This is a genomic window from Mesorhizobium oxytropidicola, assembly GCF_056174625.1.
Genome location: NZ_CM149692.1, coordinates 864,431 through 889,082, shown reverse-complemented (window position 1 = coordinate 889,082; position 24,652 = coordinate 864,431). Strand labels below are relative to the sequence as shown.

Annotated in this window: 30 protein-coding genes and 1 pseudogene; 20 read left to right on the top strand and 11 right to left on the bottom strand. The window is 64.5% G+C overall.

The window, feature by feature from the left end:
- Nucleotides 1-10: 10 nt before the first annotated feature.
- On the bottom strand, nucleotides 11-877 hold the full coding sequence (gene ku, locus AC0V8S_RS04310) for a non-homologous end joining protein Ku (protein ID WP_475436930.1): 867 nt from the start codon (nucleotides 875-877) through the stop codon (nucleotides 11-13).
- A 378-nt stretch (nucleotides 878-1,255) separates the two neighbouring features.
- Between ku and AC0V8S_RS04305 the strand changes: the two genes are divergently transcribed.
- The 5 genes from AC0V8S_RS04305 to AC0V8S_RS04285 all read left to right on the top strand — a co-directional run bounded on the left by AC0V8S_RS04305 (nucleotide 1,256) and on the right by AC0V8S_RS04285 (nucleotide 3,925).
- On the top strand, nucleotides 1,256-1,396 hold the full coding sequence (locus tag AC0V8S_RS04305; protein ID WP_080680878.1) for a hypothetical protein: 141 nt from the start codon (nucleotides 1,256-1,258) through the stop codon (nucleotides 1,394-1,396).
- Between the two features lie 2 nt (nucleotides 1,397-1,398).
- Nucleotides 1,399-1,524 (top strand): hypothetical protein, encoded by a 126-nt coding sequence (locus AC0V8S_RS04300; RefSeq protein ID WP_475436929.1) that lies wholly within the window; start codon nucleotides 1,399-1,401, stop codon nucleotides 1,522-1,524.
- Between the two features lie 87 nt (nucleotides 1,525-1,611).
- On the top strand, nucleotides 1,612-2,052 hold the full coding sequence (locus tag AC0V8S_RS04295; RefSeq protein WP_475438572.1) for a thiol-disulfide oxidoreductase DCC family protein: 441 nt from the start codon (nucleotides 1,612-1,614) through the stop codon (nucleotides 2,050-2,052).
- 252 nt (nucleotides 2,053-2,304) lie between these two features.
- Nucleotides 2,305-2,673 carry a YciI family protein gene (locus AC0V8S_RS04290; RefSeq protein ID WP_183464513.1) on the top strand — a complete coding sequence of 123 codons (369 nt, stop codon included), beginning with the start codon at nucleotides 2,305-2,307 and terminating at the stop codon, nucleotides 2,671-2,673.
- Nucleotides 2,674-2,680: 7 nt separating this feature from the next.
- A complete protein-coding gene (locus AC0V8S_RS04285; protein WP_475436928.1) occupies nucleotides 2,681-3,925 on the top strand; it encodes an RNA polymerase sigma factor in 1,245 nt (414 codons plus the stop codon).
- Nucleotides 3,926-3,928: 3 nt separating this feature from the next.
- Here the strand turns inward: AC0V8S_RS04285 and AC0V8S_RS04280 are convergent, their stop codons facing one another.
- The 6 genes from AC0V8S_RS04280 to hrcA form a co-directional block, all read right to left on the bottom strand.
- Nucleotides 3,929-4,555, bottom strand: coding sequence for a glutathione S-transferase family protein (locus AC0V8S_RS04280; RefSeq protein ID WP_475436927.1), 627 nt, complete (start codon nucleotides 4,553-4,555; stop codon nucleotides 3,929-3,931).
- A 139-nt stretch (nucleotides 4,556-4,694) separates the two neighbouring features.
- Nucleotides 4,695-5,675, bottom strand: coding sequence for a cysteine synthase A (cysK, locus tag AC0V8S_RS04275; protein WP_183464515.1), 981 nt, complete (start codon nucleotides 5,673-5,675; stop codon nucleotides 4,695-4,697).
- Between the two features lie 180 nt (nucleotides 5,676-5,855).
- Nucleotides 5,856-6,473 carry a LysE family translocator gene (locus AC0V8S_RS04270; RefSeq protein ID WP_475436926.1) on the bottom strand — a complete coding sequence of 206 codons (618 nt, stop codon included), beginning with the start codon at nucleotides 6,471-6,473 and terminating at the stop codon, nucleotides 5,856-5,858.
- 110 nt (nucleotides 6,474-6,583) lie between these two features.
- On the bottom strand, nucleotides 6,584-7,951 hold the full coding sequence (locus tag AC0V8S_RS04265; RefSeq protein WP_244661916.1) for a PQQ-dependent sugar dehydrogenase: 1,368 nt from the start codon (nucleotides 7,949-7,951) through the stop codon (nucleotides 6,584-6,586).
- A gap of 82 nt (nucleotides 7,952-8,033) precedes the next feature.
- On the bottom strand, nucleotides 8,034-8,231 hold the full coding sequence (locus tag AC0V8S_RS04260) for a hypothetical protein (protein ID WP_095202875.1): 198 nt from the start codon (nucleotides 8,229-8,231) through the stop codon (nucleotides 8,034-8,036).
- A 23-nt stretch (nucleotides 8,232-8,254) separates the two neighbouring features.
- Entirely contained in the window at nucleotides 8,255-9,337 is a 1,083-nt protein-coding gene (hrcA, locus tag AC0V8S_RS04255) for a heat-inducible transcriptional repressor HrcA (RefSeq protein ID WP_096452132.1), read from the bottom strand.
- Between the two features lie 157 nt (nucleotides 9,338-9,494).
- Between hrcA and rph the strand changes: the two genes are divergently transcribed.
- The 6 genes from rph to AC0V8S_RS04225 all read left to right on the top strand — a co-directional run bounded on the left by rph (nucleotide 9,495) and on the right by AC0V8S_RS04225 (nucleotide 13,430).
- Entirely contained in the window at nucleotides 9,495-10,211 is a 717-nt protein-coding gene (gene rph, locus AC0V8S_RS04250; protein WP_475436925.1) for a ribonuclease PH, read from the top strand.
- A gap of 177 nt (nucleotides 10,212-10,388) precedes the next feature.
- Nucleotides 10,389-10,799, top strand: a complete 411-nt coding sequence (locus tag AC0V8S_RS04245; RefSeq protein ID WP_475436924.1) for a VOC family protein — start codon at nucleotides 10,389-10,391, stop codon at nucleotides 10,797-10,799.
- Complete coding sequence (gene rdgB / locus AC0V8S_RS04240; protein WP_475436923.1) at nucleotides 10,799-11,446, top strand: RdgB/HAM1 family non-canonical purine NTP pyrophosphatase; 648 nt, start codon at nucleotides 10,799-10,801, stop codon at nucleotides 11,444-11,446. Before AC0V8S_RS04245 ends, rdgB begins: the two co-directional genes overlap by 1 nt.
- Entirely contained in the window at nucleotides 11,443-12,606 is a 1,164-nt protein-coding gene (hemW, locus tag AC0V8S_RS04235) for a radical SAM family heme chaperone HemW (protein WP_475436922.1), read from the top strand. Before rdgB ends, hemW begins: the two co-directional genes overlap by 4 nt.
- A 128-nt stretch (nucleotides 12,607-12,734) precedes the next feature.
- Entirely contained in the window at nucleotides 12,735-13,049 is a 315-nt protein-coding gene (locus AC0V8S_RS04230; protein ID WP_475436921.1) for a hypothetical protein, read from the top strand.
- A 57-nt stretch (nucleotides 13,050-13,106) separates the two neighbouring features.
- Nucleotides 13,107-13,430, top strand: a complete 324-nt coding sequence (locus tag AC0V8S_RS04225; protein WP_475436920.1) for a low molecular weight protein tyrosine phosphatase family protein — start codon at nucleotides 13,107-13,109, stop codon at nucleotides 13,428-13,430.
- Nucleotides 13,431-13,469: 39 nt separating this feature from the next.
- Here AC0V8S_RS04225 and AC0V8S_RS04220 read toward each other — a convergent pair whose 3' ends face one another.
- Together AC0V8S_RS04220 and AC0V8S_RS04215 are read right to left on the bottom strand one after the other, a co-directional pair.
- The gene (locus tag AC0V8S_RS04220) at nucleotides 13,470-13,658 is read right to left on the bottom strand and encodes a hypothetical protein (protein WP_199646266.1); all 189 of its coding nucleotides are present in this window, start codon (nucleotides 13,656-13,658) and stop codon (nucleotides 13,470-13,472) included.
- 7 nt (nucleotides 13,659-13,665) lie between these two features.
- Nucleotides 13,666-13,851: a hypothetical protein gene (locus AC0V8S_RS04215; RefSeq protein WP_475436919.1), complete on the bottom strand. Its 186-nt coding sequence runs from the start codon at nucleotides 13,849-13,851 to the stop codon at nucleotides 13,666-13,668.
- Between the two features lie 168 nt (nucleotides 13,852-14,019).
- On the opposite strand from AC0V8S_RS04215, the gene rsmI reads away from it, so the two are divergent.
- Nucleotides 14,020-14,916, top strand: coding sequence for a 16S rRNA (cytidine(1402)-2'-O)-methyltransferase (rsmI, locus tag AC0V8S_RS04210; RefSeq protein WP_475436918.1), 897 nt, complete (start codon nucleotides 14,020-14,022; stop codon nucleotides 14,914-14,916).
- A gap of 66 nt (nucleotides 14,917-14,982) precedes the next feature.
- The gene (locus tag AC0V8S_RS04205) at nucleotides 14,983-15,360 is read left to right on the top strand and encodes a YraN family protein (protein ID WP_475436917.1); all 378 of its coding nucleotides are present in this window, start codon (nucleotides 14,983-14,985) and stop codon (nucleotides 15,358-15,360) included.
- 16 nt (nucleotides 15,361-15,376) lie between these two features.
- Here AC0V8S_RS04205 and AC0V8S_RS04200 read toward each other — a convergent pair whose 3' ends face one another.
- Entirely contained in the window at nucleotides 15,377-15,700 is a 324-nt protein-coding gene (locus AC0V8S_RS04200) for a hypothetical protein (RefSeq protein WP_475436916.1), read from the bottom strand.
- A 45-nt stretch (nucleotides 15,701-15,745) separates the two neighbouring features.
- Nucleotides 15,746-16,552 carry an undecaprenyl-diphosphate phosphatase gene (locus AC0V8S_RS04195; RefSeq protein WP_475436915.1) on the bottom strand — a complete coding sequence of 269 codons (807 nt, stop codon included), beginning with the start codon at nucleotides 16,550-16,552 and terminating at the stop codon, nucleotides 15,746-15,748.
- Nucleotides 16,553-16,711: 159 nt separating this feature from the next.
- Here AC0V8S_RS04195 and AC0V8S_RS04190 point away from each other — a divergent pair, with 159 nt between their 5' ends.
- The 7 genes and pseudogenes from AC0V8S_RS04190 to dapB all read left to right on the top strand — a co-directional run bounded on the left by AC0V8S_RS04190 (nucleotide 16,712) and on the right by dapB (nucleotide 24,643).
- Nucleotides 16,712-17,404 carry a glutathione S-transferase family protein gene (locus AC0V8S_RS04190; RefSeq protein WP_010912586.1) on the top strand — a complete coding sequence of 231 codons (693 nt, stop codon included), beginning with the start codon at nucleotides 16,712-16,714 and terminating at the stop codon, nucleotides 17,402-17,404.
- A complete protein-coding gene (queG, locus tag AC0V8S_RS04185) occupies nucleotides 17,385-18,539 on the top strand; it encodes a tRNA epoxyqueuosine(34) reductase QueG (RefSeq protein WP_475436914.1) in 1,155 nt (384 codons plus the stop codon). Before AC0V8S_RS04190 ends, queG begins: the two co-directional genes overlap by 20 nt.
- A complete protein-coding gene (locus tag AC0V8S_RS04180) occupies nucleotides 18,536-19,435 on the top strand; it encodes an SDR family oxidoreductase (RefSeq protein WP_475436913.1) in 900 nt (299 codons plus the stop codon). The genes queG and AC0V8S_RS04180 overlap by 4 nt, the downstream gene beginning before the upstream one ends.
- 65 nt (nucleotides 19,436-19,500) lie before the next feature.
- A pseudogene (mepA, locus tag AC0V8S_RS04175) lies at nucleotides 19,501-20,580 on the top strand (penicillin-insensitive murein endopeptidase).
- Between the two features lie 188 nt (nucleotides 20,581-20,768).
- On the top strand, nucleotides 20,769-21,794 hold the full coding sequence (locus AC0V8S_RS04170; RefSeq protein WP_183464528.1) for a glucokinase: 1,026 nt from the start codon (nucleotides 20,769-20,771) through the stop codon (nucleotides 21,792-21,794).
- A gap of 204 nt (nucleotides 21,795-21,998) precedes the next feature.
- A complete protein-coding gene (locus AC0V8S_RS04165; RefSeq protein ID WP_475436912.1) occupies nucleotides 21,999-23,804 on the top strand; it encodes an ABC transporter ATP-binding protein in 1,806 nt (601 codons plus the stop codon).
- Nucleotides 23,801-24,643 (top strand): 4-hydroxy-tetrahydrodipicolinate reductase, encoded by an 843-nt coding sequence (gene dapB, locus AC0V8S_RS04160; RefSeq protein ID WP_475436911.1) that lies wholly within the window; start codon nucleotides 23,801-23,803, stop codon nucleotides 24,641-24,643. The genes AC0V8S_RS04165 and dapB overlap by 4 nt, the downstream gene beginning before the upstream one ends.
- Nucleotides 24,644-24,652 lie beyond the last annotated feature (9 nt).

Below are 24,652 nucleotides of genomic sequence, written 5' to 3'. Positions count from 1 at the left end.
CTTGGTGTCCTCAAGCCGATTTGCGCTTCGGCGCGGCGGCTTTCGCCTTGGCGCGTTTGGCCGCCGGCTTGGCTTTCGCGGATGATTTCGGCGAGCCCGAATCCGACGACAGGCTCTTCTTCAGCGCATCGAACAGGTTGACGACATTAGAAGGTTTAGGCGCGGCCTTGGCCTTCGGCGCCTCGTGCCCCGCCTTCTTGGCGCGGATCAGTTCCAGCAGAGCGTCCTCATATTTGTCGTCGAATTTCGACGGGTCGAACGTGGCCTTTTTCTTGTCGATGATGAGTTCGGCCAGATCGGTCATTTCTTGGTCGGTCTTCACCGCCTTGATCTCGCCGAAGACGCTGTCCGGCTGGCGCACCGTATTGTCGTAGCGCAGCGTCGTCAGCACCATGCCCTTGCCGAGCGGCTCGATCACCACGGGCCGTTCTCGGCTGTAGAGCACGATGCGCGCCAGCCCGGCCATCTTCTTGCCCGCCATGGCATCGCGGATAACGGCGAACGCCTCTTCCGACACCTTGTCGGCCGGCGCGACATAGTAGGGCGTGTCGAGGTAGATCTGCTGGATCGAGGCTTTGTCGACGAAGCCGTCAAGCGCCATCGTGTGCGAGGACTCGATCTGCACCGCCTCGATCTCGTCTTCCTCGATCTGGACGAAATCGCCGCCGTCGAGCTCATAGCCCTTGATCTCGTCGCCATCGCCGAGCGGCTTGCCGGTCTCGGCATCGACATAGATGCGTTTCACCGTGTTGCCGGTCTTGCGGTTGAGAACGCGGAACGAGACCTTTTCGGTATGGGTGACGACATTGGTCAGCTCGACCGCGCAGGTGACCAGCGACAGCTTCAAATAACCCTTCCAGGCGGGGCGCGGTGCCATGGCAATTTCCCTTCAGCAATCAGATGAAGGTGAGAACGGCCAGGGCCCGCTCCAGTTCCGCAGGTGCGTGACATCAGGCGCAGCACGGCACAGCCGAGCCATTGTCGCTGCCCGAACGAAAATTTCACGGGCGCCTGAGAAATTGAAACAGAACCGCGCGCAGGCGACATTCAAACGAAACATATGTGATGCAAAAGTCACACTGGGCGGAATGGCGACAAAAGGCACGGAAACACCCCGAATCAGCCGCATTCCGGCCACGAAGCAACGGGTTTTCGACCAGATATTAACATCGTGTTCACCGACTATTCACGCCTCGACGCTATGATGTCCGTCAATCGGAAGGGACATCCGAAAATCGGGACAGGGACAGGGTAAATGAACTTCCTCACGCACCTCATCGGCTATGCCGCAGCCATCCGCGAATTCATCGCGCCGACCTATCGGCCCGAGCGCTATTACATGCGCGGCCCCGGCCCGGCTTGCGCCCGCCGCGGCACCTCGCTGGGCGCGCACTGACCATGACCTTCGAGAGCCGCCACAACAGCCGCATCTGCAGGCCGGGTGCCGATACCCGCGCCACCACCTATCGTTCCGAGCGCCCGGCGCTGGCCGACAGGCGGCGTGCGACATCGCCACGTCTTTGATCCCGCCATCGGCTGGCTTAGTGTCATAGGACACGAGCAGCCGAGGCCCGCGTGACCGACCTTTCCCAGTCAAGTCTGTCCCAATCAATTCTGGCCAAGCCCGGTCCTCCCGCTGAACCGTCTTTCGATGCACGCCAGCCGCTGATCGTCTTCGACGGCGTCTGCGTGCTGTGCTCGGGCTTCGTGCGCATGATGGTAAGGCTCGACCGCCAAGAGCGCTTCCACTTCGCCACCGCGCAATCGCCCTTCGGCGAAGCGCTGTTCCACAAGCATGGACTGCGCACGGACTCCTACGAAACCAATCTCGTCCTCGTCGACGGCCTTGCCTTCACCAAGCTCGACAGCTTTGTCGCCGTGATGTCGGAACTCGGCTGGCCGTGGCGCACGGCGAAAGCGCTGTTGCTGCTGCCGCGCCCGCTGCGTGACTGGCTTTACAATCGCATCGCCAAAAACCGTTATGCGCTGTTCGGCAGAAAGGACAGTTGCGACATCCCGTCGGCCGAACTGCGGGAGCGGATGATTGGCTAGATGTGTCCCCGCATTTGATGGGTTCGATCGAGTCGGAACCGTTCAGGCGCTTTTGCCGACGGTCGATGTGCATGCGGTGAAGGAACGCAGCCTCCGCGGCTGCTCCGCCCTGGTATGACGAAGGTGCGAAGGCTTGCGCTGTGCCCGATCAGGGCCGAAGATTTTTCTGCGGCCTGTCGAAATCGGTCGCCGCCGCGCGACATACGTCTGGCCCCGCAAGGACGCGGCCTTCGAAATCACGGGAGAAGACCCATGCGATACATGCTTATGATCAACAACGACGAATCCGCACTGGCGGCCATGCCGATCGAGAAGACCCAGCAGATGAGCGCGGCCTATAGCGCCTACACCGAAGCGCTGAAGAAGTCCGGCGCGTGGCTGGCCGGCGAAAGGCTGCGCCCGACTCAGGCGACCACCTCGGTGCGGATCGCCGACGGCAAGACCAACGTCATCGACGGCCCCTATGCCGACACCAAGGAGCAGCTTGCCGGCTTCTACATGATCGAGGCGGCCGACATCGATACCGCCATCGAATGGGCGGCGCGCTGCCCGGCGGCCAGCACCGGCACGGTCGAGTTGCGGCCGATCTGGGAAATGGCCGACTACCTGCCCAAGACATGACCGTGTGATGGACGGTCGACCGGAGATCGCCCGGGCGGCCGCCGAGGCCGCCGCCCGGCAGAGCTATGGCAAGCTGGTCGCCTGGCTCGCGGCGCGCACGCGCGACGTGGCCGCCGCCGAGGACGCGCTGGCCGACGCCTTTGCAGCCGCGCTCGAGCGCTGGCCGAAGTCAGGCGTGCCAGAAAAGCCGGAAGCCTGGCTGCTGGCCGTGGCGCGGCGCCGCCGCGTCGATGCGGTGCGGCGGCGGCTGACGCGGGAGGCGGCCCGCGATCATCTCCAGCTGATCGCCGAAGAGATGGAGGCGCGTATGACCGAGGACGACCTGCCCGACGAACGGCTGCGGCTGATGTTTGCCTGCGCGCATCCGGCGATCGAGCCGGGTGTGCGCGCACCGCTGATCCTGCAAACCGTGCTCGGCTTCGATGCCGCGACGATCGCCTCCGCCTTCCTGGTCTCGCCGGCAACGATGGGCCAGCGCCTGGTGCGCGCCAAGGCCCGCATCCGCGAAACCGGCATTCCGTTCCGCGTGCCGGAGCGGGCCGAACTCGGCGAACGGCTGGATGCCGTGCTGGAGGCGATCTACGCGGCTTTCGCCGAAGGCTGGTCCGATCCGGCCGGCACCGAGACGCGGCGCCGCAATCTCGCCACCGAAGGCATCTGGCTTGGCCGCCTGGTGGCGACGCTGATGCCGCAAGAGCCGGAAGCGCTTGGCCTGCTTGCGCTGATGTTGTTTGCCGAAGCGCGCCGCGCCGCACGGCGCAGTGCCGAAGGCGACTTCGTGCCGCTGGCCGAGCAGGATTGCGACCTGTGGGACCGCACGCTCATCGACGAGGCCGAGGCGCTTCTGTCTCATGCCGCGGCGAACGGCGTCGTCGGCCGCTACCAGCTCGAGGCGGCCGTCCAGTCCGCTCACGCGGCGCGACGGCTGACCGGCCGCACCGACTGGCCGGCGATCCGCGCGCTCTACGACGCGCTGTGTTCGATCGTGGGATCGCCGGTGGTGGCGATCAACCGCGCGGTGGCGCTTGCCGAGACCGAGGGCGCCATGGCGGGGCTGGCGGCGCTTTACGTGCTGGGCGACGACAAGCGGCTCGACGAATATCAGCCCTATTGGGCGGCGCGCGCCGGTCTCCTGGCCAAGCTTGGTCAGGTGCCGCAGGCAAGCGAGGCCTATGACAGGGCAATCGGCCTCGAGCGCGACCCGGCGGTGCGCCGGTTCCTGCAGGGAAAAAGGGCGGCGCTGCGAAATTGACCCTCAGCCGGGCCACATCTCATGCGAGGTGTTGAGCGTCTTCATCAGGGGATGCGCGCGCAGCCGCGCCCAGATGCGTTCAATGTTCGGCCAGGCGGTCCGCGCGTTTTCGATGTCGGGATGCCAGGCAATGAGCATGACGAGATAGATGTCGGCCAGCGACATAGCTTCGCCCACCAGCCAGTCACGGCCTTTGAGAGCGGCATCGAGAACGGTGAAGCCACGGTCCATCTCGGCGATGGCCGCCTGCTTGACGGCTTTCGTGCCGTCGGCGTCGGCCGTGTAGCGATAGGCGTAGTAGAGCCGCAGCACCGCCGGATAGAGCACCGACGACATGAAAGCCATCCAGCGCAGGAACTCGGCGCGCGCCGGCGCGTCGACCGCCGGTGCCAGGCCTGCCTGCGGATGGCGTTCGGCAAGCAGGATGCAGATCGCCGCCGATTCGGTCATCGAGCTGCCGTCCGGCAGGGTCAGCACCGGCACCTGGTTCAGCGGGCTGATGTCGAGGAAGGCCGGATCGGGCCGGTCGGTCTTCGGCACGTCGATCTGCTCGAATGGCGCGTTGGCCAAGGCTAGCGCTGCCTCGACGACGAAGCCGCCGCTGCCGGGACGCGTATAGAGCTTGTACATGAATCCTCCCCTGGCCCGTGCAAGGCGGGCCGGTTGCGATATGAACCGGAAGCAGGGGTCTGCTCAAGCCGGGCGGCAGGCGCCACGGAAGGATTTTTCAGCGGTCCAGCAAGTAGAGGCCGTCCGTAGAGGCGGCGGCCTAAGCCCCCAGCCCCTCGAACAAAATCGTCGACAGGTAGCGTTCGGCGAAGTCCGGGATGACCACGACCAGGGTCTTGCCCTTGTTCTCCGGCCGCGAGCCGACGACGATTGCGGCCTGCAGGGCAGCACCCGACGAGATGCCGACTGGCACGCCTTCGAGGCGGGCGACGAGGCGCGCATTGGCGACCGAATCCTCGTTGGAAACCTTGACGATCTCGTCATAGATCGTGGTGTCGAGGATTTTTGGCGCGAAGCCGGCGCCGATGCCCTGGATCTTGTGCGGGCCGGGCTGGCCGCCCGACAGCACCGGCGAGGCTTCCGGCTCGACAGCCACGACATGCAGCGAAGGCTTCAGCTTCTTCAGCACCTGGCCGACGCCGGTGATGGTGCCGCCCGTGCCGATGCCGGCAACGAAGATGTCGATCTCGCCCTGGGTGTCGTTCCAGATCTCCTGCGCCGTCGTCTTGCGGTGGATTTCGGGATTGGCGGGGTTTTCGAACTGCTGCGGGATGACGGCGTTGGCGATCGTCGCGGCCAGCTCGTCGGCCTTGGCGATGGCGCCCTTCATGCCTTTCGGACCTTCGGTCAGCACCAGTTCGGCGCCGAGCAGCGCCAGCATTTTTCTACGCTCGACCGACATCGTCTCGGGCATGGTCAGGATCAGCTTGTAACCCTTGGCGGCGGCGGCGAACGCCAGCGCGATGCCGGTGTTGCCCGAGGTCGGTTCGATCAGCGTCGTCTTGCCGGGCGCAATCTTGCCGGCCGCCTCCAGCGCCTCGATCATCGCCACGCCGATGCGGTCCTTGACCGACGCGATCGGGTTGAAGAATTCGAGCTTGGCGACGAGATTGGCGACAACGCCCTTCTCCTTGGCGAACTTGTCGAGCCGAACCAGGGGCGTGTCGCCGATCGTGTCGGTGATGGAACTGTAGATGCGGCCGCGGCCGGGGACGCGGGCAGAGGTGACGGGCTTGTTCATTGGTTTCGCTCCCAGGATTTCAGGCAAGTGGCATTGCAGCCGGCAAGATAGGGCTTTCAGCCGCGCAACATAAGCTGTCGGCCGGAAATATCCGAGTGGAGCCTGTGTCTAAAACGCCCTTGTCCCGGAAAAGCATTTCGCGGGGAAGCCTGGCCCCGGAATGTTTTGGCTGAAAGGGTGCTATTGGCGGGCCGCGATCGCTGCCGCGGCGCCGACCATGAAGCCGGCGGCGGTGCGATTGAGCACCTTCAGCGCGCGCGGCGATTTCAGGAACCAGCGCGCCTTGGCGGCCAGTGCCAGGTAAGGCACCAGCACGACGAACAGGACCACGACGGTCAGCGCGGCGAGAATGCCGTAATCGGCCAGCGTGATCGTCTTCAGGTCGACGATGGTTGGCGTGATGGCGAGATAGAAGATCATCGTCTTCGGATTGCCCAGCGTCACGGTCAGGCCGGCGACAAAGCTCGACACCAGCCCGCCCTTGCCCTTTTTCGCTTCGACCGTTTCGGGCGTGATGCCGGCGGTCCAGAAGCGCCAGCCGAGGAAAGCGAGATAAGCGACGCCAAGCCATTTGATGGCGAGGAAAACCATGCCGAAGGTCTGCGCGACGAAGGCGAGGCCGAGCACGACCGCGGTCAGATAGGTGAGGTCGCCCAGCATCAGGCCAAAGGACATGGCCAGCGACGAGCGAAAGCCGGAGCCCAGCGCCCGCGCGACAAGCGCGGTGACGCCGGGGCCGGGAATGGCGGCGGCGATGCCGAGGGCGGCACTGTAGGCGAGGAAGCCGGTGAGGGTCATGGGCGGCCTTGCGTCCGTGGAACGCTATTGGGACGCGCGCCTTGTCGCATAAAGTCGGGCCTGCTGGAATTCCCTGAAGCCGGATTCGATTGCACCCCGCTGAAATGCGGTCAGGACCGCCCGCCATCATAGGTCACGCGCCAGATGGTGCCGTTGCCGTCCTCGGTCATGATCAGTGCGCCGTCGGCCGCCACGGCCACACCCACAGGCCGGCCCCACACCTCGCCATTCGAGACGACGAAGCCGGTCATGAAATCCTCATACTCGCCGGTCGGCTTGCCATCCTTGAACAGCAGGCGGACGACCTTGTAGCCGGTCCGGTTGCCGCGATTCCATGAACCGTGCAGGGCAACAAAGGCGTCGCCCCTGTATTCCTTGGGAAAACCGCTGTCGGCGGGTAAGTCCTTGCGGTCGTAGAAGGCAATGTTGAGCGGCGCCGAATGCGCCTGCATCAGCACGTCGGGAATGGTCGCTTTTCCGGCGAGATCGGGGCGCGCGCCCTTGTGGCGCGGATCCTCATGGTTGCCGATGTAATACCAGGGCCAGCCGTAGAAGGCGCCGTCCTTGACCGAGGTGGCGTATTCGAAGGGCACATTGTCGCCAAGCGCGTCGCGCTCGTTGACGACGCACCACAGCGCGCCGGTCGCCGGTTGGATGGTCATGCCCGAACAGTTGCGCAGGCCGGTGGCGACGATGCGGCCGTTCTTGCCGTCCGGGTCGAAGGCCTGCACGTCGGCGCGCCCCTCTTCGGAGCCCCAGGTCGCACCCAGCGGCTTCGATTTCACCCACGCTTCCAAGCCGCCATCCGGCGCCTTGCCCATGTCCTCGGCGACATTCGAGCCCGAGCCGACCGACAGATAGAGCGTCTTGCCATCAGGCGAAAAGACGATGTCGCGGGTCCAGTGATGGTTCGAGGGAATGTTGTCGACGATGGTTTCCGGTTCGCCAGCTGCCTTCAGGTCACCCTTGCGGTAGGCAAAGCGCACGATGCTGTCGCTGTTGGCGACATAGACCCATTGCGGGTCGTCGCCCGGCGGATAGAAGGCAATGCCATAGGGCTGGTTGAGATTGCCGGCAAAAATGCCTTCTTCGGCGGGCTTGGCGCTGTCCTTGGCCAGGCTATAGACGCGGATCTGGTTGGCTTCGCTGTCGGCAACGAACAGGTCGCCGTTCGGTGCGACGCGCACGACGCGCGGATTGTCGATACCGGATGCGATCAGCTCGGCCGAAAAACCCGGCAGCAATTGCGGTTTCGCGCCCGCCGGCATGTCGGCAAGGCCGGCGCTGTTCGAGGCCGACTTGGTGAGATAGGGCTTCGGCAAATCTTCCGGCTTGATCAGGCGCCGAACGCCCGGTCTGTCGGCACGCCAGTCGCCAAAGGCGGCAGCGCCCTTCAGCACCGGCTGGTCCGCCTGCTGGGCGAATGCCGCGCTTGTGATAAAAAGGGCTGGAACCACCAGTCCGGCCAATCGGATCATTTTGTCCTCCATCTGGTCGCGAAGGAAACGGCCGATTTGTCCCTGGGTTCCGCCCCACACGACGAGGGAAGCGGTTCCCTGTCTATGTCCCGGCAGCCAAGAAATCGTCGTCGAGACGTTTTTCCAGCGCGACGAGATCGGCCGGCAGCGGCAGGCCCATGGCGCGCATTTCCTGCAGCTTTTCGCGCAGCTGTTCCTGGATTTCGTGCTGGTCCTCCGGCTGGTTGACCATCTCCTCGAGCAGCAGGCTGATCCGGGCCTTGAGTTCTTCGAGCGCCATTCTTTTTCTCCTCGGTTTTCAGCTCAACGGAGCATACGGGAAATCAGCTGCGCCGTATAATCGACCATCGGCACGATGCGGGCGTAGTTCAGCCGGGTCGGGCCGATGACGCCCAGCGCCCCGACGACGCGGGCATCCTTGTCGCGATAGGGCGCGACCACCAGCGACGAGCCCGACAGCGAGAACAGCTTGTTTTCCGAGCCGATGAAGATGCGCACGCCCGATCCCTGCTCGGCGAGATCGAGCAGCTGGATCAGCCCGTCCTGCGTCTCCATGTCCTCGAACAGATGCCGCAGCAATTCGATGTCGGCCTGGGCGGTGACGTTTTCGAGCAGATTGGCGCGGCCGCGCACGATAAGCCGCGCCGGCAGGCCGCTTTCGGCGCCCGCCCACACCGCCAAGCCTTTCTCGACGAGGTCCTGCGACAGCGTGTCCAGAGCGGCTCTCGTCTCTTCCTTGATGCGGGCGATCTCGGTGCGCGCTTCCGCCAGTGTGCGGCCGCGAATATGCGCGTTGAGGAAATTCGAGGCCTCGTGCAGCTGCGAGACGGTGATGCCGGCGGGCAGTTCGACGACGCGGTTTTCGACATCGCCATTTTGCGACACCAGCACGGCAAGCGCCTTGGTCGGCTCCAGCTGGATGAACTCGATATGCTTCAGCGCCACCTCGTTCTTGGCGGCCAGCACCAGGCCGGCGCCGCGCGACATGCCCGACAGCATCTGGCTGGCCTCGGTCAGCATGTGCTCCAGCGTCGCGCCCGAGCCGGAGGCCCGCACCTGCGCCTCGATGGTGCGGCGCTCCTCGTCGGAGAGGTCGCCAAGCTCCATGAAGGCATCGACGAAGAAACGCAGCCCCGCCTGCGTCGGCAGCCGTCCGGCCGAGATATGCGGCGCGTAGATCAGCCCGAGATGCTCGAGGTCGCTCATCACATTGCGGATGGTGGCCGGCGACAACGAGGACGGCAGGATGCGCGACAGGCTACGCGAGCCCACGGGTTCGCCATCCCTCAGATAGGAATCGACGATGCGCCGGAAGATGTCGCGAGAGCGCATGTCGAGGGATTGAAGTGCAAGCGACTGCGAAGCTGGATCGATTGCCTTGGTCATTCGGCCAAAAACCTCCTGCTTCAGGATATAGACTTCGGTACGGTGGGCGCAACCCGGTCTCTGTATCAGATCGCCCGGTCCGTTTTCCTTTGCGCGCTGCCCCCCATACGTCTAAAAGCCGGCCACGATTCCGAAAAATGACTGGAAAGAAGCCTGAATGCGCCCCTCCAAACGCCAATTCGACGAAATGCGCGCCATCTCCTTCGAGCGCGGCGTCTCCAAGCACGCCGAAGGCTCGTGCCTGGTGAAGTTCGGCGACACCCATGTCCTGTGCACCGCAAGCCTCGAGGAGAAGGTGCCGGGCTGGATGCGCAATTCCGGCAAGGGCTGGGTGACAGCGGAGTACGGCATGCTGCCGCGCTCGACGGGCGAGCGCATGCGCCGCGAGGCCTCCGCCGGCAAGCAGGGCGGGCGCACGCTGGAAATCCAGCGCCTGATCGGCCGCTCGCTGCGTGCCGTGGTCGACCTGCAGGCGCTGGGCGAACAGCAGATCACCGTCGACTGCGACGTCATCCAGGCCGATGGCGGCACCCGCACCGCCTCGATCACCGGCGGCTGGGTGGCGCTCCATGACTGCCTGCGCTGGATGGAAGCGCGGCAGATGGCCAGTGTCGCCAAGGTGCTGAAGGACCATGTCGCGGCGATTTCCTGCGGCATCCATGATGGCCAGCCGGTCATCGACCTCGATTATCTCGAGGATTCCGCGGCCGGCACCGACGCCAATTTCGTCATGACCGGCAAGGGCGGCATCGTCGAAATCCAGGGCACCGCTGAAGGCGAGCCTTTTTCGGAAGGACAGTTCGCGGAATTGATGGGCCTGGCCAAGAAAGGCATCCAGCGCCTTGTCAGCCTGCAGCAGATGGCGGTGGCTTAGGTTTTTCAATGCTGAGCCAAGGCACCCCCCTCTGGCCTGCCGGCCATCTCCCCCGCAAGGGGGAGATCGGCTGTGGTCTCGGATTTCGCCAACCATCAACGTTGAGGCGCTGTCAGCGAAACTGCCAATCTCCCCCCTTGCGGGGGAGATGCCCGGCAGGGCAGAGGGGGGTGCCTCGTGATCCCTTCGGCCATCCTGGAATCCGCTCTCTACGTCACCGACCTGCCGGCCGCCGAAGCCTTCTACACCGACATCCTCGGCCTCACCGTCCTCGGCAAGGTCGAAGGCCGCCACCTGTTCTTCCGCTGTGGCCCAGGCGTGCTGCTCATCTTCAACGCCGAGGCGACCAAAATTCCTCCGGCGCCGGACGCCCGGCTGAAAGTGCCGCCACATGGCACGGTTGGCGAAGGTCATCTTTGCTTTGCGGCAACCGCCGCCGAAATCGTGGCCTGGAAAGCGCATTTGGGGGCAAAAAGAATCGCCATCGAAAGCGAATTCGAATGGCCGCAAGGCGGCCGTTCGATCTATATACGCGACCCCTCGGGCAATTCGATCGAGTTCGCCGAGCCGAGAATCTGGGGCCTTTGATGCATACACTTGATGGCAAGAAGATCGTCGTCGCCAGCCACAATGCCGGCAAGCTGCGCGAATTCGCCGACCTGATGGGGCCGTTCGGCTTCGAGGCGAAATCGGCCAAGGACTATGGCCTGCCTGAACCGGACGAGACCGGCACGACCTTCGAGGAAAACGCCTACATCAAGGCGCTGGCCGCCGCGAAGGCCACCGGCCTGCCGGCGCTGTCGGACGATTCCGGTCTCTGCGTCGACGCGCTCGATGGCGCGCCCGGCGTCTACACCGCCAACTGGGCGGAAACCCCTGACGGATCGCGCGATTTCGCCATGGCCATGCAGCGCACCGAAGTGGCGCTGCAGGAAGTCGGCGCTGCCTCGGCCGAACAGCGCAAGGGCCGCTTCGTCGCCGTCATTTGCCTCGCCTTTCCCGGCGGCGAGGCCGAATATTATCGCGGCGAGGCCGAAGGCAGGCTGGTCTGGCCGCCGCGCGGCGAACTCGGCTTCGGTTACGATCCGGTGTTTTTGCCCGATGGATTCGACAAAACCTTCGGCGAGATGAGCGCCGAGGAAAAGCATGGCTGGAAACCCGGCCAGCCGACGGCGCTGTCGCATCGTGCACGCGCCTTTCAGAAATTCGCCGCGGCAAGATTGGGCTCAGCATGAGCATGCTGCTCGACCGGACGCCCGGCTTCGGCGTCTACATCCATTGGCCGTTCTGCGCGGCCAAATGCCCCTATTGCGACTTCAACAGCCATGTCCGCCACCAGCCGGTCGACCAGGAGCGCTTTGCCGCCGCCTTCGAGGCGGAATTGGCAACGATGCGTGAGCGCACCGGACCGCGCGAGGTGACCAGCATTTTCCTCGGCGGCGGCACACCGTCGCTGATGAAGCCGGAGACTGTGGCCAGGGTTCTGGACGCCGTGGCGAAGAACTGGACGGTGCCTGATGGCATCGAAGTGACGCTGGAAGCCAACCCGTCCTCGGTCGAAGCCGAACGCTTTCGCGGCTATCGCGCGGCAGGCGTCAATCGCGTCTCGCTCGGCGTGCAGGCGCTGAACGACAAGGATTTGCGCTTCCTCGGCCGGCTGCACAATGTCGACGAGGCGCTGCACGCCATCGGGCTCGCGCGCGAAATCTTTCCGCGCCTGTCCTTCGACCTGATCTACGCCCGGCCCGGCCAGACGCCGGAGGCGTGGGCATCCGAGCTCGAACAGGCGATCGGCCATGCCGCCGATCATCTGTCGCTCTACCAGCTGACCATCGAGGAAGGCACACCCTTCCACGCGCTGCATGCGGCGAAGAAGTTCATCATCCCCGACAACGACCACGCCGCCGACCTCTATGCACTGACGCAGGAGATCACAACGGCGCACGGCCTGCCGGCTTACGAGATTTCCAACCACGCCAGGCTGGGCGCCGAGAGCCGGCACAATCTGACCTATTGGCGCTATGGCGAATATGTCGGCGTCGGCCCCGGCGCGCATGGCCGCTTCGTCGAGAACGGCCGCCGCACGGTGACGATCGCCGAGCGGATGCCGGAGACCTGGGCCAATCTGGTCGAGGCCAAGGGCCATGGCGTCACCGGCGGTGAGATCCTGACGCGCTCGGAAGAGGCCGACGAATTCCTGCTGATGGGGCTGCGGCTCGCTGAAGGCATCGACCTCTCGCGCTACGAGGCGTTTTCAGGCCGTGGCCTGTCGAGCGCGCGGCTGTCGGTGCTGCAGGGTGAGGGGCTGGTGGCGCCGATCGGCAATGCGCGCCTGCGCGCCACGCCGGCCGGCATGATCGTGCTCGACGCCGTGGTCGCGGATCTGGCGCGGTAGCCCCACGGCCGCACGGCCGGACTGTGGTCGACGATTTATCGACTCGAACAAGGATGCTAGAAATTCGGCTTGCTCAGCCGAACGCGCGTCGCGCGCCGCATCCAAGATGGGTCCTGCGATGAAAGTTCTTGATCCATGAGACACTGCGGACATTGAACACGGATGATGTGTTCGAGTTTGGACTGGGTGAGATCTCCAAACCTTCGGAGGATGAAGATTTCTACGAGGCAGAGGTGATTTTTATCAAGAATGGAAAGGTCCTGACCAAGGGAAAGACGGGCAATCTGAGCGAATTCAGCGTCGTAACCAGCTTTATCACCTTCATAGGAATCAGGCTTAGAGCGATCGCCAAGGACGACTCGATAGAGTTCGACCTGAATGGACTTACCATGGATCAGTACATCCCCTTGACCAAAAAGATACGAGAGATATGGGATGAGTAATTGCGTGCGGTCGAGGGTTTCTGGTCGTAGAAATAACCGAATTGAAGATCGAAGCTTTTGAAAAACGTCCTCTTTGTCTGCAGCCAAAACCGCTTGCGCAGCCCGACCGCCGAGCAGGTGTTTTCAACGCGTCGGGATATCGAGGTTGCGTCGGCGGGAACCAACCACGATGCCGACACGCCGCTCACGCATGAGCTCGTCGCCTGGGCCGACATCATCTTCGTCACGGAAAAGGTGCACCGCACCAAACTGCAGAAGAAATTCAAGACCAGCCTGAAGAAGGCCCGGGTCATCTGCCTCGACATTCCGGACAACTATGAATTCATGGATCTGGAGCTGATTGACCTTCTGAAGGCGCGCGTTTCACGCTATCTGGGGTGACCCAGACGAAGTTAGAACGGTCTCGGCCAGTCGCGCTTGTCAGGCGTCGTGCTTGAAACGGCGCTTGCCACGATCCTTCTCGGCATGCGTTTCTCCGTTCCGGGCCGGCTTGGCATCAGCCTTTTCGCGGCGAACGCTGTGCTGGTCGTTCATCGGATGCGGGGGCACGCCTTCCCTGGCGGTTTTCGTTTCAAGACGGGTGATGAAGATATCGAAGCGATTGGGCATCGTACGGTCAGTGCTCCGTCGTGCTGTCCGGTTTGTTGTCGGAAAGCCTGACATTCGTCGGCAAGGCGGTTGTCGCCTGCCTGGTCAGGCTGGTGTCGGTCTTGGCAGGCAGGCGCTTGTCCCTGGGGGCGGCAACGCGCTTGCGGCCGGCATAGTAGGGCTCGAAAGCGTCCTGTATCTTCAGGCTGTCCATCCTGTCCTCCTCCGGAATCAGGGGCTAAATCTGCCAATGCCGGTTTGGTTCCCCACTGTGGCGAAGGAATGGCGATAACCTTACATCGACGACAGCTTTTGCAAGCCCGCGCCAGCCATGCCAAACAAGATCTGGCAGGCCAAACAGGGCTGAACGGAGACTTGATCAGTGACCGATGAGACGGGCAGACGCAGCTATGTGGTCGGGCAGACCGAAATCCCCGCCCGTCCGCTCGAGCCGGCCCTCTATCTGGTGGCCACCCCGATCGGCAATCTCGCTGACATCACGCTGCGCGCGCTGGAGACGCTGGCCGCCGCCGACATCGTCGCTTGCGAGGACACCAGGGTGTCGCGCGTGCTGCTCGACCGCTACGGCATCCGCCGCCGCACCACGGCCTATCACGAGCACAACGCCGGCGAGGCTGGGCCGAAGCTGATTGCGGCGCTTCAGGCCGGCCAGAGCGTGGCGCTGATTTCCGATGCCGGCACGCCGCTGGTCTCCGATCCCGGCTATCGGCTGGTCGGCGAGGCGATTGATCAGGGCATTCGCGTCGTACCGATTCCCGGTCCGTCGGCACCGCTTGCGGCGCTCACGGCGTCAGGCCTACCGTCCGACGCCTTCCTGTTCGCCGGCTTTTTGCCGGTCAAATCAGGCCAGCGGCTGACACGGCTGGAGGCGCTGAAAGCCGTGCCGGCGACGCTGATCTTCTTCGAATCGCCGCGCCGGTTGGCCGAATCGCTCGCCGCCATGGTCGAGGCCCTCGGCGGCGAACGCAAAGCCGCCATCGGCCGCGAATTGACCAAGACCTTCGAGGAAATGCGCATCGGCACGTTGCGGGCGCTGGCCGACCACTATGCGGCGGCCGATACACCGAAGGGCGAGATCGTCATTTGCGTCGGTCCCGCCGAGGCCAAGGCGGACGAGCCGGCCGATATCGACCGCCTGCTGTTGTCGCTCGCCGCCGAAATGCCGGCGTCCAAGGCGGCTGCGGAAGCCGCCAAAATGACCGGCGGCCAGAAACAGGCGCTGTATCGGCGGCTGCTGGAGCTCAGGGACAGACCATGATCCCGAAAAGTGGAAACCGGTTTTCGGAAAAGATCATGGTCAAACAAAGCTCAGGAAAAGGCAGCAGTGGCTGAGCGCCCGAGCGCCAGCCGCCAGAAAGCTTATCGGCGCGGCCATCGCGGCGAATGGCTGGCGGCTGCCGCGCTGATGCTGAAGGGCTACCGCATCCTGGCGCGCCGCCATCGCACCCGCTTCGGCGAGATCGACCTGATCGCGCGGCGGGGCGACCTCGTGCTGTTCGTCGAGGTCAAGGCGCGTCGTACGCTGATGGAGGCGATGGAGGCGATCGGCCATGAATCGGAACGCCGCATCGAAGCTGCCGCCGACATCTGGCTGTCACGCCAGCCCGACTATGGGAAACTGTCGATGCGCTTTGACATGGTCGCGGTTCTGCCCTGGCGCTGGCCAGTGCATGTCGAGAATGCGTTTTATGGACGGAGTTGAGAGAGCGACGGTGGGGCTAGTGGGCAACGTCCCAGCGCGCCTTCCATTGTTTGACGGTAGCCACCGCGGTCGCCAGCATCTCGTTCAAATCCGAAACCGGCCCATGCCACGTCCGATCCATTTCCATCTCCGAATCGTCGTAGGTGTCGATGGCTCGCGCCGACACAGCAATCTCATCGGAGCTGGGAAGGCCGATAGAAATTTGAAAGCACTCGAACTGTCGAGAGCCGCCAATATGAAAAAATCTCGCTGGCTTGCCTGCCCACTCGGTAAAGAGGGTTGAATCCGTCGCCCTAACCCAAGCGTCGATGACGACATCCACATCGGCATACGTGGTCATGTGCTGGAGTATGCAGTTTCGGTGATCCTCCGCAACTGGCGGGGGTCACCCCCAAACAAACAACGCCACCAGCCCGACAATCCCAACCACCAGCCGCCACCAGCCGAACAGCGAGTAGCCGTTGCGCGAGACGTAGTCGAGCAGGTAGCGGACGACGACCAAGGCCGTGACGAAAGCGGCGACGAAGCCGATGGCTATGATCGGCAGGTCGGCTGATGTCAGCACATTGCGGTTCTTGAACAGGTCGAAGGCGAAGGCACCGACCATGGTCGGGATGGCGAGGAAGAAGGAAAATTCCGCCGCCGCCCGCTTGTCGACGCCCAGAAGCAGCGCGCCGACGATCGTGGAACCCGAGCGCGACGTGCCGGGGATCAGCGACAGGCACTGGAACAGGCCGATCTGCAGGTAAAGCCTTGTCGGGAAGCGTTCGACATCTCGATAGACCGGCTTCAGGTTCATGCGGTCGACCGCCAGCAGGACGACGCCGCCGATGATCAGCATGATGCAGATCAGCCTTGGCGATTCGAACAGCACCGTCTTGATGAAATCATGCGCCAGCGCGCCGATGATCGCCGCCGGCAGGAAGGCGATGAGGATGCCGATGACGAAATGCCGCGTCAGCCGGTCATGCGGCAGGTCGAGCAGCATCTGCCACAGGCGGCGGAAATAGACGCTGAGGATCGCCAGGATGGCGCCGAGCTGGATCAGGATCTCGAAGGCCTTGCCGGTTGAATTGAAGCCGAGGAAATGACCGGCGAGCAGGATATGACCGGTCGAGGACACCGGAATGAACTCGGTCAGGCCCTCCAGCAGGCCGAGCAGCAGGGCTTCGACGATGGTCTGGCTTTCCATGGCTACCTCGGCTTTGCGCGACGGCTAACAGAACGGCTTGCTTGTCATGGCGTTGAACTGCCCCTATAGGTCGCAACACCCTGACGGCCCGCTAACCGGGCGGCCAAGACTTACCGGCGCGCCCGGCGATTCGCCAGTGCGCTTTATCATCGCGGAACCATGCTGACGCTTTTCCACCATCCCATGTTCGCCACCTGCCGCTTCGTCCGCCTTGCTTTTGGCGAGTATGGCGAGGAACTGGCGTTGATCGAGGAAAAGCCGTGGACACGGCGCAAGGAGTTTTTGGCGCTGAACCCGGCCGGCACGCTGCCGATCCTGCTCGCCGAAGGCGACGTGCCGATCGTCGGCGCAACGGTCATCTCGGAATATCTCGACGAGACGCGCGGCGTCTTGAAGCGCGACAAGCGGCTGTTCGCCGAGGACCCGATGCAGCGGGCCGAAATCCGCCGGCTGATCGACTGGTATCTCAACAAGGCCGAAAGCGAAGTCACCCGGCATCTGGTGCGCGAACGCGTGCTGAAGCCGATCATGCCGGAAACGGCGGGCGGCGGTTCGCCCGATTCGGGCGCGATCCGTGCCGCGCGCGCCAACATCCGCCAGCATATGAAATACACCAACTGGCTGGCCGGCACCCGCCATTGGCTGGCCGGCGGCAGGGTCACCTATGCCGATCTCGCCGCCGCCGCGACGCTGTCGGTGCTCGACTATCTCGGCGAGATCGACTGGCGCGAACATGCCGCGGCGCGCGAATGGTACACGCGGGTTAAGTCGCGCCCCTCCTTCCGGCCGCTCCTGACCGACCGCGTGCGCGGCCTGTCGCCGGTGTCGCATTATGCGGACCTCGACTTCTGACGCCGCAAAACTGCGCGCGCTGATCGACGCGGAGGCGCAGCGCGCCGGCTTCGATGCCATTGCCGTCACCTCTCCCGATGCCATCCCGCTGGCGCCGGCGCGGCTGGCCGAATTCGTCGCCGACGGCTTTCACGGCTCGATGGACTGGATCGCCGAGACGATTGCGCGCCGCAGCGAGCCTTCCACGCTGTGGCCCGATGTGCGCTCGATCATCGTATTGGCCATGAACTACGGCCCCGACCACGACCCGCGTGCGCTGCAGGCCAGGCACGACCGGGGCGCCATCTCCGCCTATGCGCAAAATCGCGACTATCACGTTGTGATAAAAGGCCGGCTGAAGGAAATCGCCGGCAAGATCGTCGCGCGCGCCGGCGGCGACGTGAAGGTGTTCGTCGACACCGCACCGGTGATGGAAAAGCCGCTGGCGGAAGCCGCCGGGCTCGGGTGGCAGGGAAAACACACCAATCTGGTCAGCCGCGAGCACGGCTCCTGGCTGTTCCTCGGCACCATCTTCACCACGGCCCAGCTGGTCCCCGATCGCGCCGAGATCGACCATTGCGGCTCCTGCCGCGCTTGCCTCGACGCCTGCCCGACGGATGCCTTCCCGGCGCCCTACCGGCTCGATGCGCGGCGCTGTATTTCCTACCTCACCATCGAGAACAAGGGGCCGATCCCGCATGAATTCCGCGAGAAGATCGGCAACCGCATCTATGGCTGTGACGATTGTCTGGCGGCTTGCCCGTGGAACAAGTTTGCCAAGACGGCTTCCGAAGCAAAACTCGCCGCGCGCGACGATCTGCGCGAGCCGGCGCTCGCCGACCTGCTCGAACTGGACGACGCGGCCTTCCGGTCGTTTTTCTCGGGTTCGCCAATAAAACGCATCGGCCGCGATCGCTTCGTCCGCAACGTCCTGATCGCCGCCGGCAATTCCGGCGAGGCGGCGCTTGCCGGACCTGTGCGTGCGCTGCTCGGCGATCTCTCGCCATTGGTGCGGGGCGCGGCAATATGGGCGCTGGCGCGGCTGGTGTCCGATGCCGAATATGCCGAGCGGGCCATGACAGGCCTGAAGACCGAAAACGACGGCGCCGTACGCGAGGAATGGCGCCTGGCGCGGCCAAACGGGGCGCATGCATGAGCGAAAAGCAGATCTTGATCTTCGGCGCCGGCTATTCCGGCAAGGCCTTTGCCCGCGCCAATCCGGGCGCCGCCACGATCTTCGGCACGACTCGTTCCGAGGAAAAATTCGCGGCGTTGCGCCAGGCCGGCATCGCGCCGCTGCTGTTCGGCGGCGCGCTGACGAGCGAAATCGGCGAAGCGCTGGAGAAAATCACGCATCTGGTGATTTCGGTTGCCCCGGAAGAGGCCGGCGACCCCGTCTTGAATGCCGCCCGGGAGGCAATCGCGGGGATGCCGGCGCTGGAATGGATCGGCTATCTCTCGACCGTCGGCGTCTATGGCGACTATGGCGGCGCCTGGGTCAACGAAAGGACCACGTGCCGGCCGGTGTCGAAACGCTCCGTCATGCGGGTCGAGGCCGAGCAGCAGTGGCTGAAGCTCGGCGAGCATATCGGCCGGCCGGTGGCGATCCTGCGCCTGTCCGGCATTTACGGCCCTGGCCGCAACGCGCTGGTCAATCTGGAAAACGGCACCGCGCGGCGGCTCGTCAAGCCGGACCAGGTGTTCAACCGCATCCATTGCGACGACATTGCCGGCGCATTGTGGCAGTTGATCAAGGGCAACACAGGCGGCATTTTCAACGTCACCGACGATGAGCCGGCGCCGCCGCAGGATGTCGTCGCCTATGCCGCATCGCTGATGGGGGTTGAGCCGCCGCCGGAGATTCCTTTCGACACCGCCCAACTTTCGCCCATGGCGCGGTCCTTCTATGGCGAGAACAAGCGTGTCGCCAATGCGGCGATCAAGGCGGCGGGCTATTCCCTGCGCTTTCCCGACTACCGCGCCGCCTTCGACCATATGTGGGCAAGCGGCGACTGGCGTGATGGCGAGGCGCGCAGCCCGATGAAGCGCTGACGATCGAAGCTGCGGTCGTGGCGTGCTATGATTCGGCTTCGGGATTGCGGTGGGGATCCGGTTTCATGAAGACAGCGATACGGCTGGGCAAGAAATCACTGCTGGCAGTGGTGCTCGGGTTGCTTGGCTTCGCCGTCCAGCCAGCATTCTCTGAGGAACGGGCGAAAGACCTGTTCGGCGCCGAGAAACTGCCGACCGCGACCGCGGCGCAGTCGATCGGCTTCTATTCCAAGGGCTGTTTTGCCGGCGGCGTCGCCATTCCCATGGACGGCCCGACCTGGGAGGTGATGCGGCCCTCGCGCAACCGCCGCTGGGGTCATCCGGCGATGATCGCCCTGATCGAGAAACTGTCGCGCGACGCTGCCGCCGACGGCTGGCCGGGCCTGCTGATCGGCGACATTTCGCAGCCGCGCGGCGGCCCGATGATGACAGGCCATGCCTCGCACCAGATCGGGCTCGATGCCGACATCTGGCTGACGCCGATGCCCAGCCGTCCCCTGTCGATGGCGCAGCGCGAATCGATGAGCGCAACCTTGATGGTCGACGAGAAAACGCATCTGGTGAAGGACGCCCTGTGGACGCCGCAGCATACCGCGCTGCTGAAGCGGGCGGCGAGTTACTCCGAGGTCGAGCGCATCCTGGTCAATCCCGGCATCAAGAAAAGCTCTGCGACACCGTCAAGGGCGACCGCACCTGGCTGCGCAAGATCCGGCCGTTCTGGGGCCACGACTATCATTTCCACATGCGCATCGGCTGCCAGCCGGGTTCGCCCAACTGTAAGGCGCAGGAGACGACGCCGGATGATGACGGCTGCGGCAAGCCGCTGGCCTGGTGGTTCACGGAAGAGCCTTGGCGGCCCAACAAGAACCCGGACGCGCCCAAGGCCCGTGACGTGATGACCATGGCCAACCTGCCCAAGGAATGCCGCGCCGTGCTCGACGCGCCGGGTCCTGCCTCGGCCGAGGCGGCGACCTATCACGGCGGCGCCATGCCGGTCGCGGTCGCGGCGCCCGAACCGGAAGCGCCGTCGCAGCCTGCCACCGCGGCCAGTGGCGGCGGCGATTTGCCAGGCGCGGCAAATGCTTTCGCGGCGACGCCCAGAATGGGTGCGCCGGTTCCGACGGCCACGGCCGCCTGCGAACTGATCGCCGCTGCGCCATCGCAGTCTCAATCGGTTTAGCGGACTGTTTTTCGGGAAATAGTGGCCGTTTGGCCGCAGAAGCCCACTGCGCGCGCGGTGGGGTTCGAAAACCGTTTCCCTTTTCAAACTCATGCGCTAGTCAACGGAAGAACGGCGAGACGCCGTCAGGGGGCGCCGGGGACGGACGAGAGCATGCCAAGCGTAAGCGATACCGACACCTCGTTGCGGTTTCCGATCCTGATCGGCGACATTGGCGGCACCAATGCGCGCTTTTCGATCGTGCTCGACGCCAATTCCGAACCGACCGAGCCGCAAATCGTCCAGACCGCAAATTTCAACACCATCGACGAGGCGATCCAGGCGGCGGTGCTCGACCGCTCGTCGGTCCGCCCCAATTCGGCGGTGCTGGCGGTGGCCGGCCCGGTCGACGGCGACGAGATCGAGCTCACCAACTGCCCGTGGGTCGTCAAGCCGAGGCAGATGTTCGCCAATCTCGGCTTGAGCGACATTGTCGTGCTCAACGATTTCGAGGCGCAGGCGCTGGCCGTCGTGGCGCTCGGCGAAGAGCATATGGAAAAGATCGGCGGCGGCACGCCGGAGCCCAATGCCGGCCGCGTCGTGCTCGGACCCGGTACCGGTCTCGGCGTCGCCGGGCTCGTCTATGCGCTACGCCACTGGATACCGGTGCCCGGCGAGGGCGGCCATATGGATATCGGCCCGCGCTCGGCCCGCGACTTCCAGGTGTTCCCGCATATAGAGAAGCTCGAAGGCCGCATTTCGGGAGAGCAGATCCTGTGCGGGCGCGGTCTCGTCAATGTCTACCGGGCGGTGGCCAAGGCCGACGGCAAGCCGTCGCCCTTCACCACGCCGGCCGAGATCACCGCTGCGGCGCTGGCCAAGACCGATGCGGTGGCGCAGGAAGCGCTGGAGACCTTCGTGACCTGCCTTGGGCGCACCGCCGGGGATCTTGCTCTGGTGTTCATGAGCCGCGGCGGCGTGTTCTTGACCGGCGGCATCGCGCAAAAGATCGTGCCGGCGCTGAAAGAAGGCAATTTCCGCGCCGCCTTCGAGGACAAGGCGCCGCACAGCGCGCTGATGCGCACCATGCCGGTCTATGTCATCACCCACCCGCTGGCCGCCCTTCTCGGCCTTGCCGCCTATGCCCGAAACCCATCGCTGTTCGGCGTCCAGACCGCCGGCCGGCGCTGGCAGGCCTAGTTTCTGCTACAGGACCCCATGGGAGACGCGCTAAAGCCCCGCGACGAAGTTAACCAGCCCCGGGCATAGGCAATCAGGCCGCAGGGCGTTAAGAGGGGTGCCGAATTCGCAGCCCGGTCCCACGAGGCGGAAAACCACAAAGCGCTCCCGATTTGACACTCCAAGCCCCCGAAACAAAAAGTCCAGCCCGGCGAGGTCACGGCGGTGCTCCGCCGCATCCTCGCTGAAAATGGCGATGAATATCGCTGGACCTATGTCGTTGCCGTCACCTGCTTGCTGATTGTTTCCGGCACCACTGCCTTCACGGCGTGGATCATGGCCCCGATGATCAACCAGATCTTCTACGAACGGCGCGGCGATATGATCGTCTGGATCTGCGCCGGTTTCATGGGAGCCTCCCTGCTGCGCGGCTTCGCCGGTTACGGCCAGGCCGTGGCGTTGGCCAAGATCGGCAACAATCTGGTCGCGCGCTACCAGAAGCGCAGCTTCGACCATCTGATGAAGCTCGGCGTCAACTTCTTCAACGATACACGTTCCGGTCGGCTGGCGGCACAGGTCAGCGAGAATGTCGGCGGCGTCCGCGATCTGCTGTCGCTGACACTGACCTCCATCAGCCGCGACGCGGTCACGCTGGTCGCCCTCGTCGGCGTCATGATCTACCAGGATCCGGTGTTGTCGCTCAGCTCGCTGCTGATCGGGCCGCCGCTGATCTGGGCCGTCGTCTACATCACCCGGCGACTGCGGCGTATCAACCGGGAATCCGTGCTGATCAACTCGCGGCTGAACGGGTCCGTGCAGGAGGCCACGCAAGGCATCGCCATCGTCAAGGCCTTCACCCTGGAGGACGAGCTGGCGCGCCGCATCGGCATCATGGCCGATACGGCCGAGCAGCGTAACAACAAGATCGCCCGCGTCGCGGAGCGGCTGTCGCCGATTTCCGAGATTCTGGGCGGTCTCGCCATTACCTCCGTGCTTGCCTATTCCGGCTACCGGGCGCTGGTGCTTGGACAACCACCGGGCGCTGTGTTTTCCTTCATCACCGCGCTGATCATGGCCTACGATCCGGCAAGACGCCTGGCGCGCACGCAGGTCGGGATGGAACGTGCGCTGGTCAACGCGCGCATGATCTACGAGTTGCTCGACCTGGAGCCGAAACAGGGCGATGCCCCCGACGCAGTCGAGGCCAGGATCACCACCGGCGAGGTGCGCTTCGACAATGTGACGTTCGGCTACAGCGCCGACATGCCGGTGCTGAGGGACCTGAGCTTTACCGCCGCGGCCGGCAAGGTCACGGCCATCGTCGGCGCTTCGGGCGCCGGCAAGTCGACGATGGTGGCGCTCTTGCAGCGCTTCTACGACGTCGACCAAGGCAGCATCGAGGTCGATGGCCAGGACATCTCGAAGGTGACCAAGCATTCGCTGCGGCAGTCGATCGCCTATGTGGCGCAGGCGCCCTATCTGTTCGAGGGCACGATCCGCGACAACATCCGCTACGGTCGGCTGTCGGCCACGGACGCCGAGATCGAGCAGGCGGCGAAACAGGCGGCAGCCGACGAGTTCATCCGCCAGCAGCCGCAAGGTTACGACACGCCGGTCGGCGAAGGCGGCTCGACGCTGTCGGGCGGCCAGCGCCAGCGCGTCTCGATCGCCCGCGCCATCGTGCGTCAGGCGCCGATCCTGCTGCTCGACGAGGCGACCTCGGCGCTCGACAACGAGGCAGAGGCGCGCGTCCAGGAGGCGCTGGCCCATGTCATGCAAGGCCGCACGACGATCGTCATCGCGCATCGGCTGTCGACGGTGGTCAATGCCGACCACATCATCGTTCTGGAAGAGGGACGGTTGGTCGAGGAAGGCACCCATGCGACGCTGATGGCCGACCCGGACAGCATCTATGCCCGCTTCCACCGCATACAGGGCGTCAAGGGTCTGGGGCTTGTCGACGACAGCGTATCGATCCAGACTTCGTCTAAGGACTTTGAGACGCGGAACATCGCCCGGAGCACGGCATGAGCGAGACATCGGCAACCGGCAAGCCGGCAAGCGATATGGGCCTTGTGGTGGTGGGTGCCGCCGGCCGCATGGGCCAGACGCTGATCCGCGCCATCCATACCATCCCCGGCGCCCGCGTCATCGGCGCGGTCGAGCGTGCGGATTCGCCTCATCTGGGCAAGGATGCCGGCGAGCTGGCAGGCATCGGCATCATCAATGTGCCGATATCAGACGATCCGTTGCCGGTCTTCGCCAAGGCCGATGGCGTGCTCGATTTCACCACGCCGGCCTCATCCGTCGAGTTTGCCGGTTATGCGGCGCAGGCCCGCATCGTCCATGTCATCGGCACGACCGGCTGTTCGGCCGACGATAATGCGAAGATCGCGGCTGCGGCACGCCACGCGACGATCGTCAAATCGGGCAATATGAGCCTTGGCGTCAACCTGCTGGCGGTGCTGGTCGAACAGGCGGCGCGCGCGCTCGATGCCGACGATTTCGACATTGAAATCCTCGAAATGCACCACAAGCACAAGGTCGACGCGCCGTCGGGCACTGCACTGCTGCTCGGCGAGGCCGCCGCCGCCGGGCGCGGCATCGCGCTGGCCGGCAATGATGTACGTTCACGCGACGGCCATACGGGCGTGCGAAAAACCGGCACGATCGGCTTCGCCACGCTGCGTGGCGGCTCGGTGGTCGGCGACCACAGCGTGATTCTCGCCGGCACCGGCGAGCGCATCACGCTGTCTCACCATGCCGAGGACCGCGCCATCTTCGCCCGTGGCGCCGTCAAGGCGGCCCTTTGGGCCCGTGGCAAGAAGCCGGGACTGTATTCGATGCGGGACGTGCTCGGCCTGAGCTGAGCAAATCAC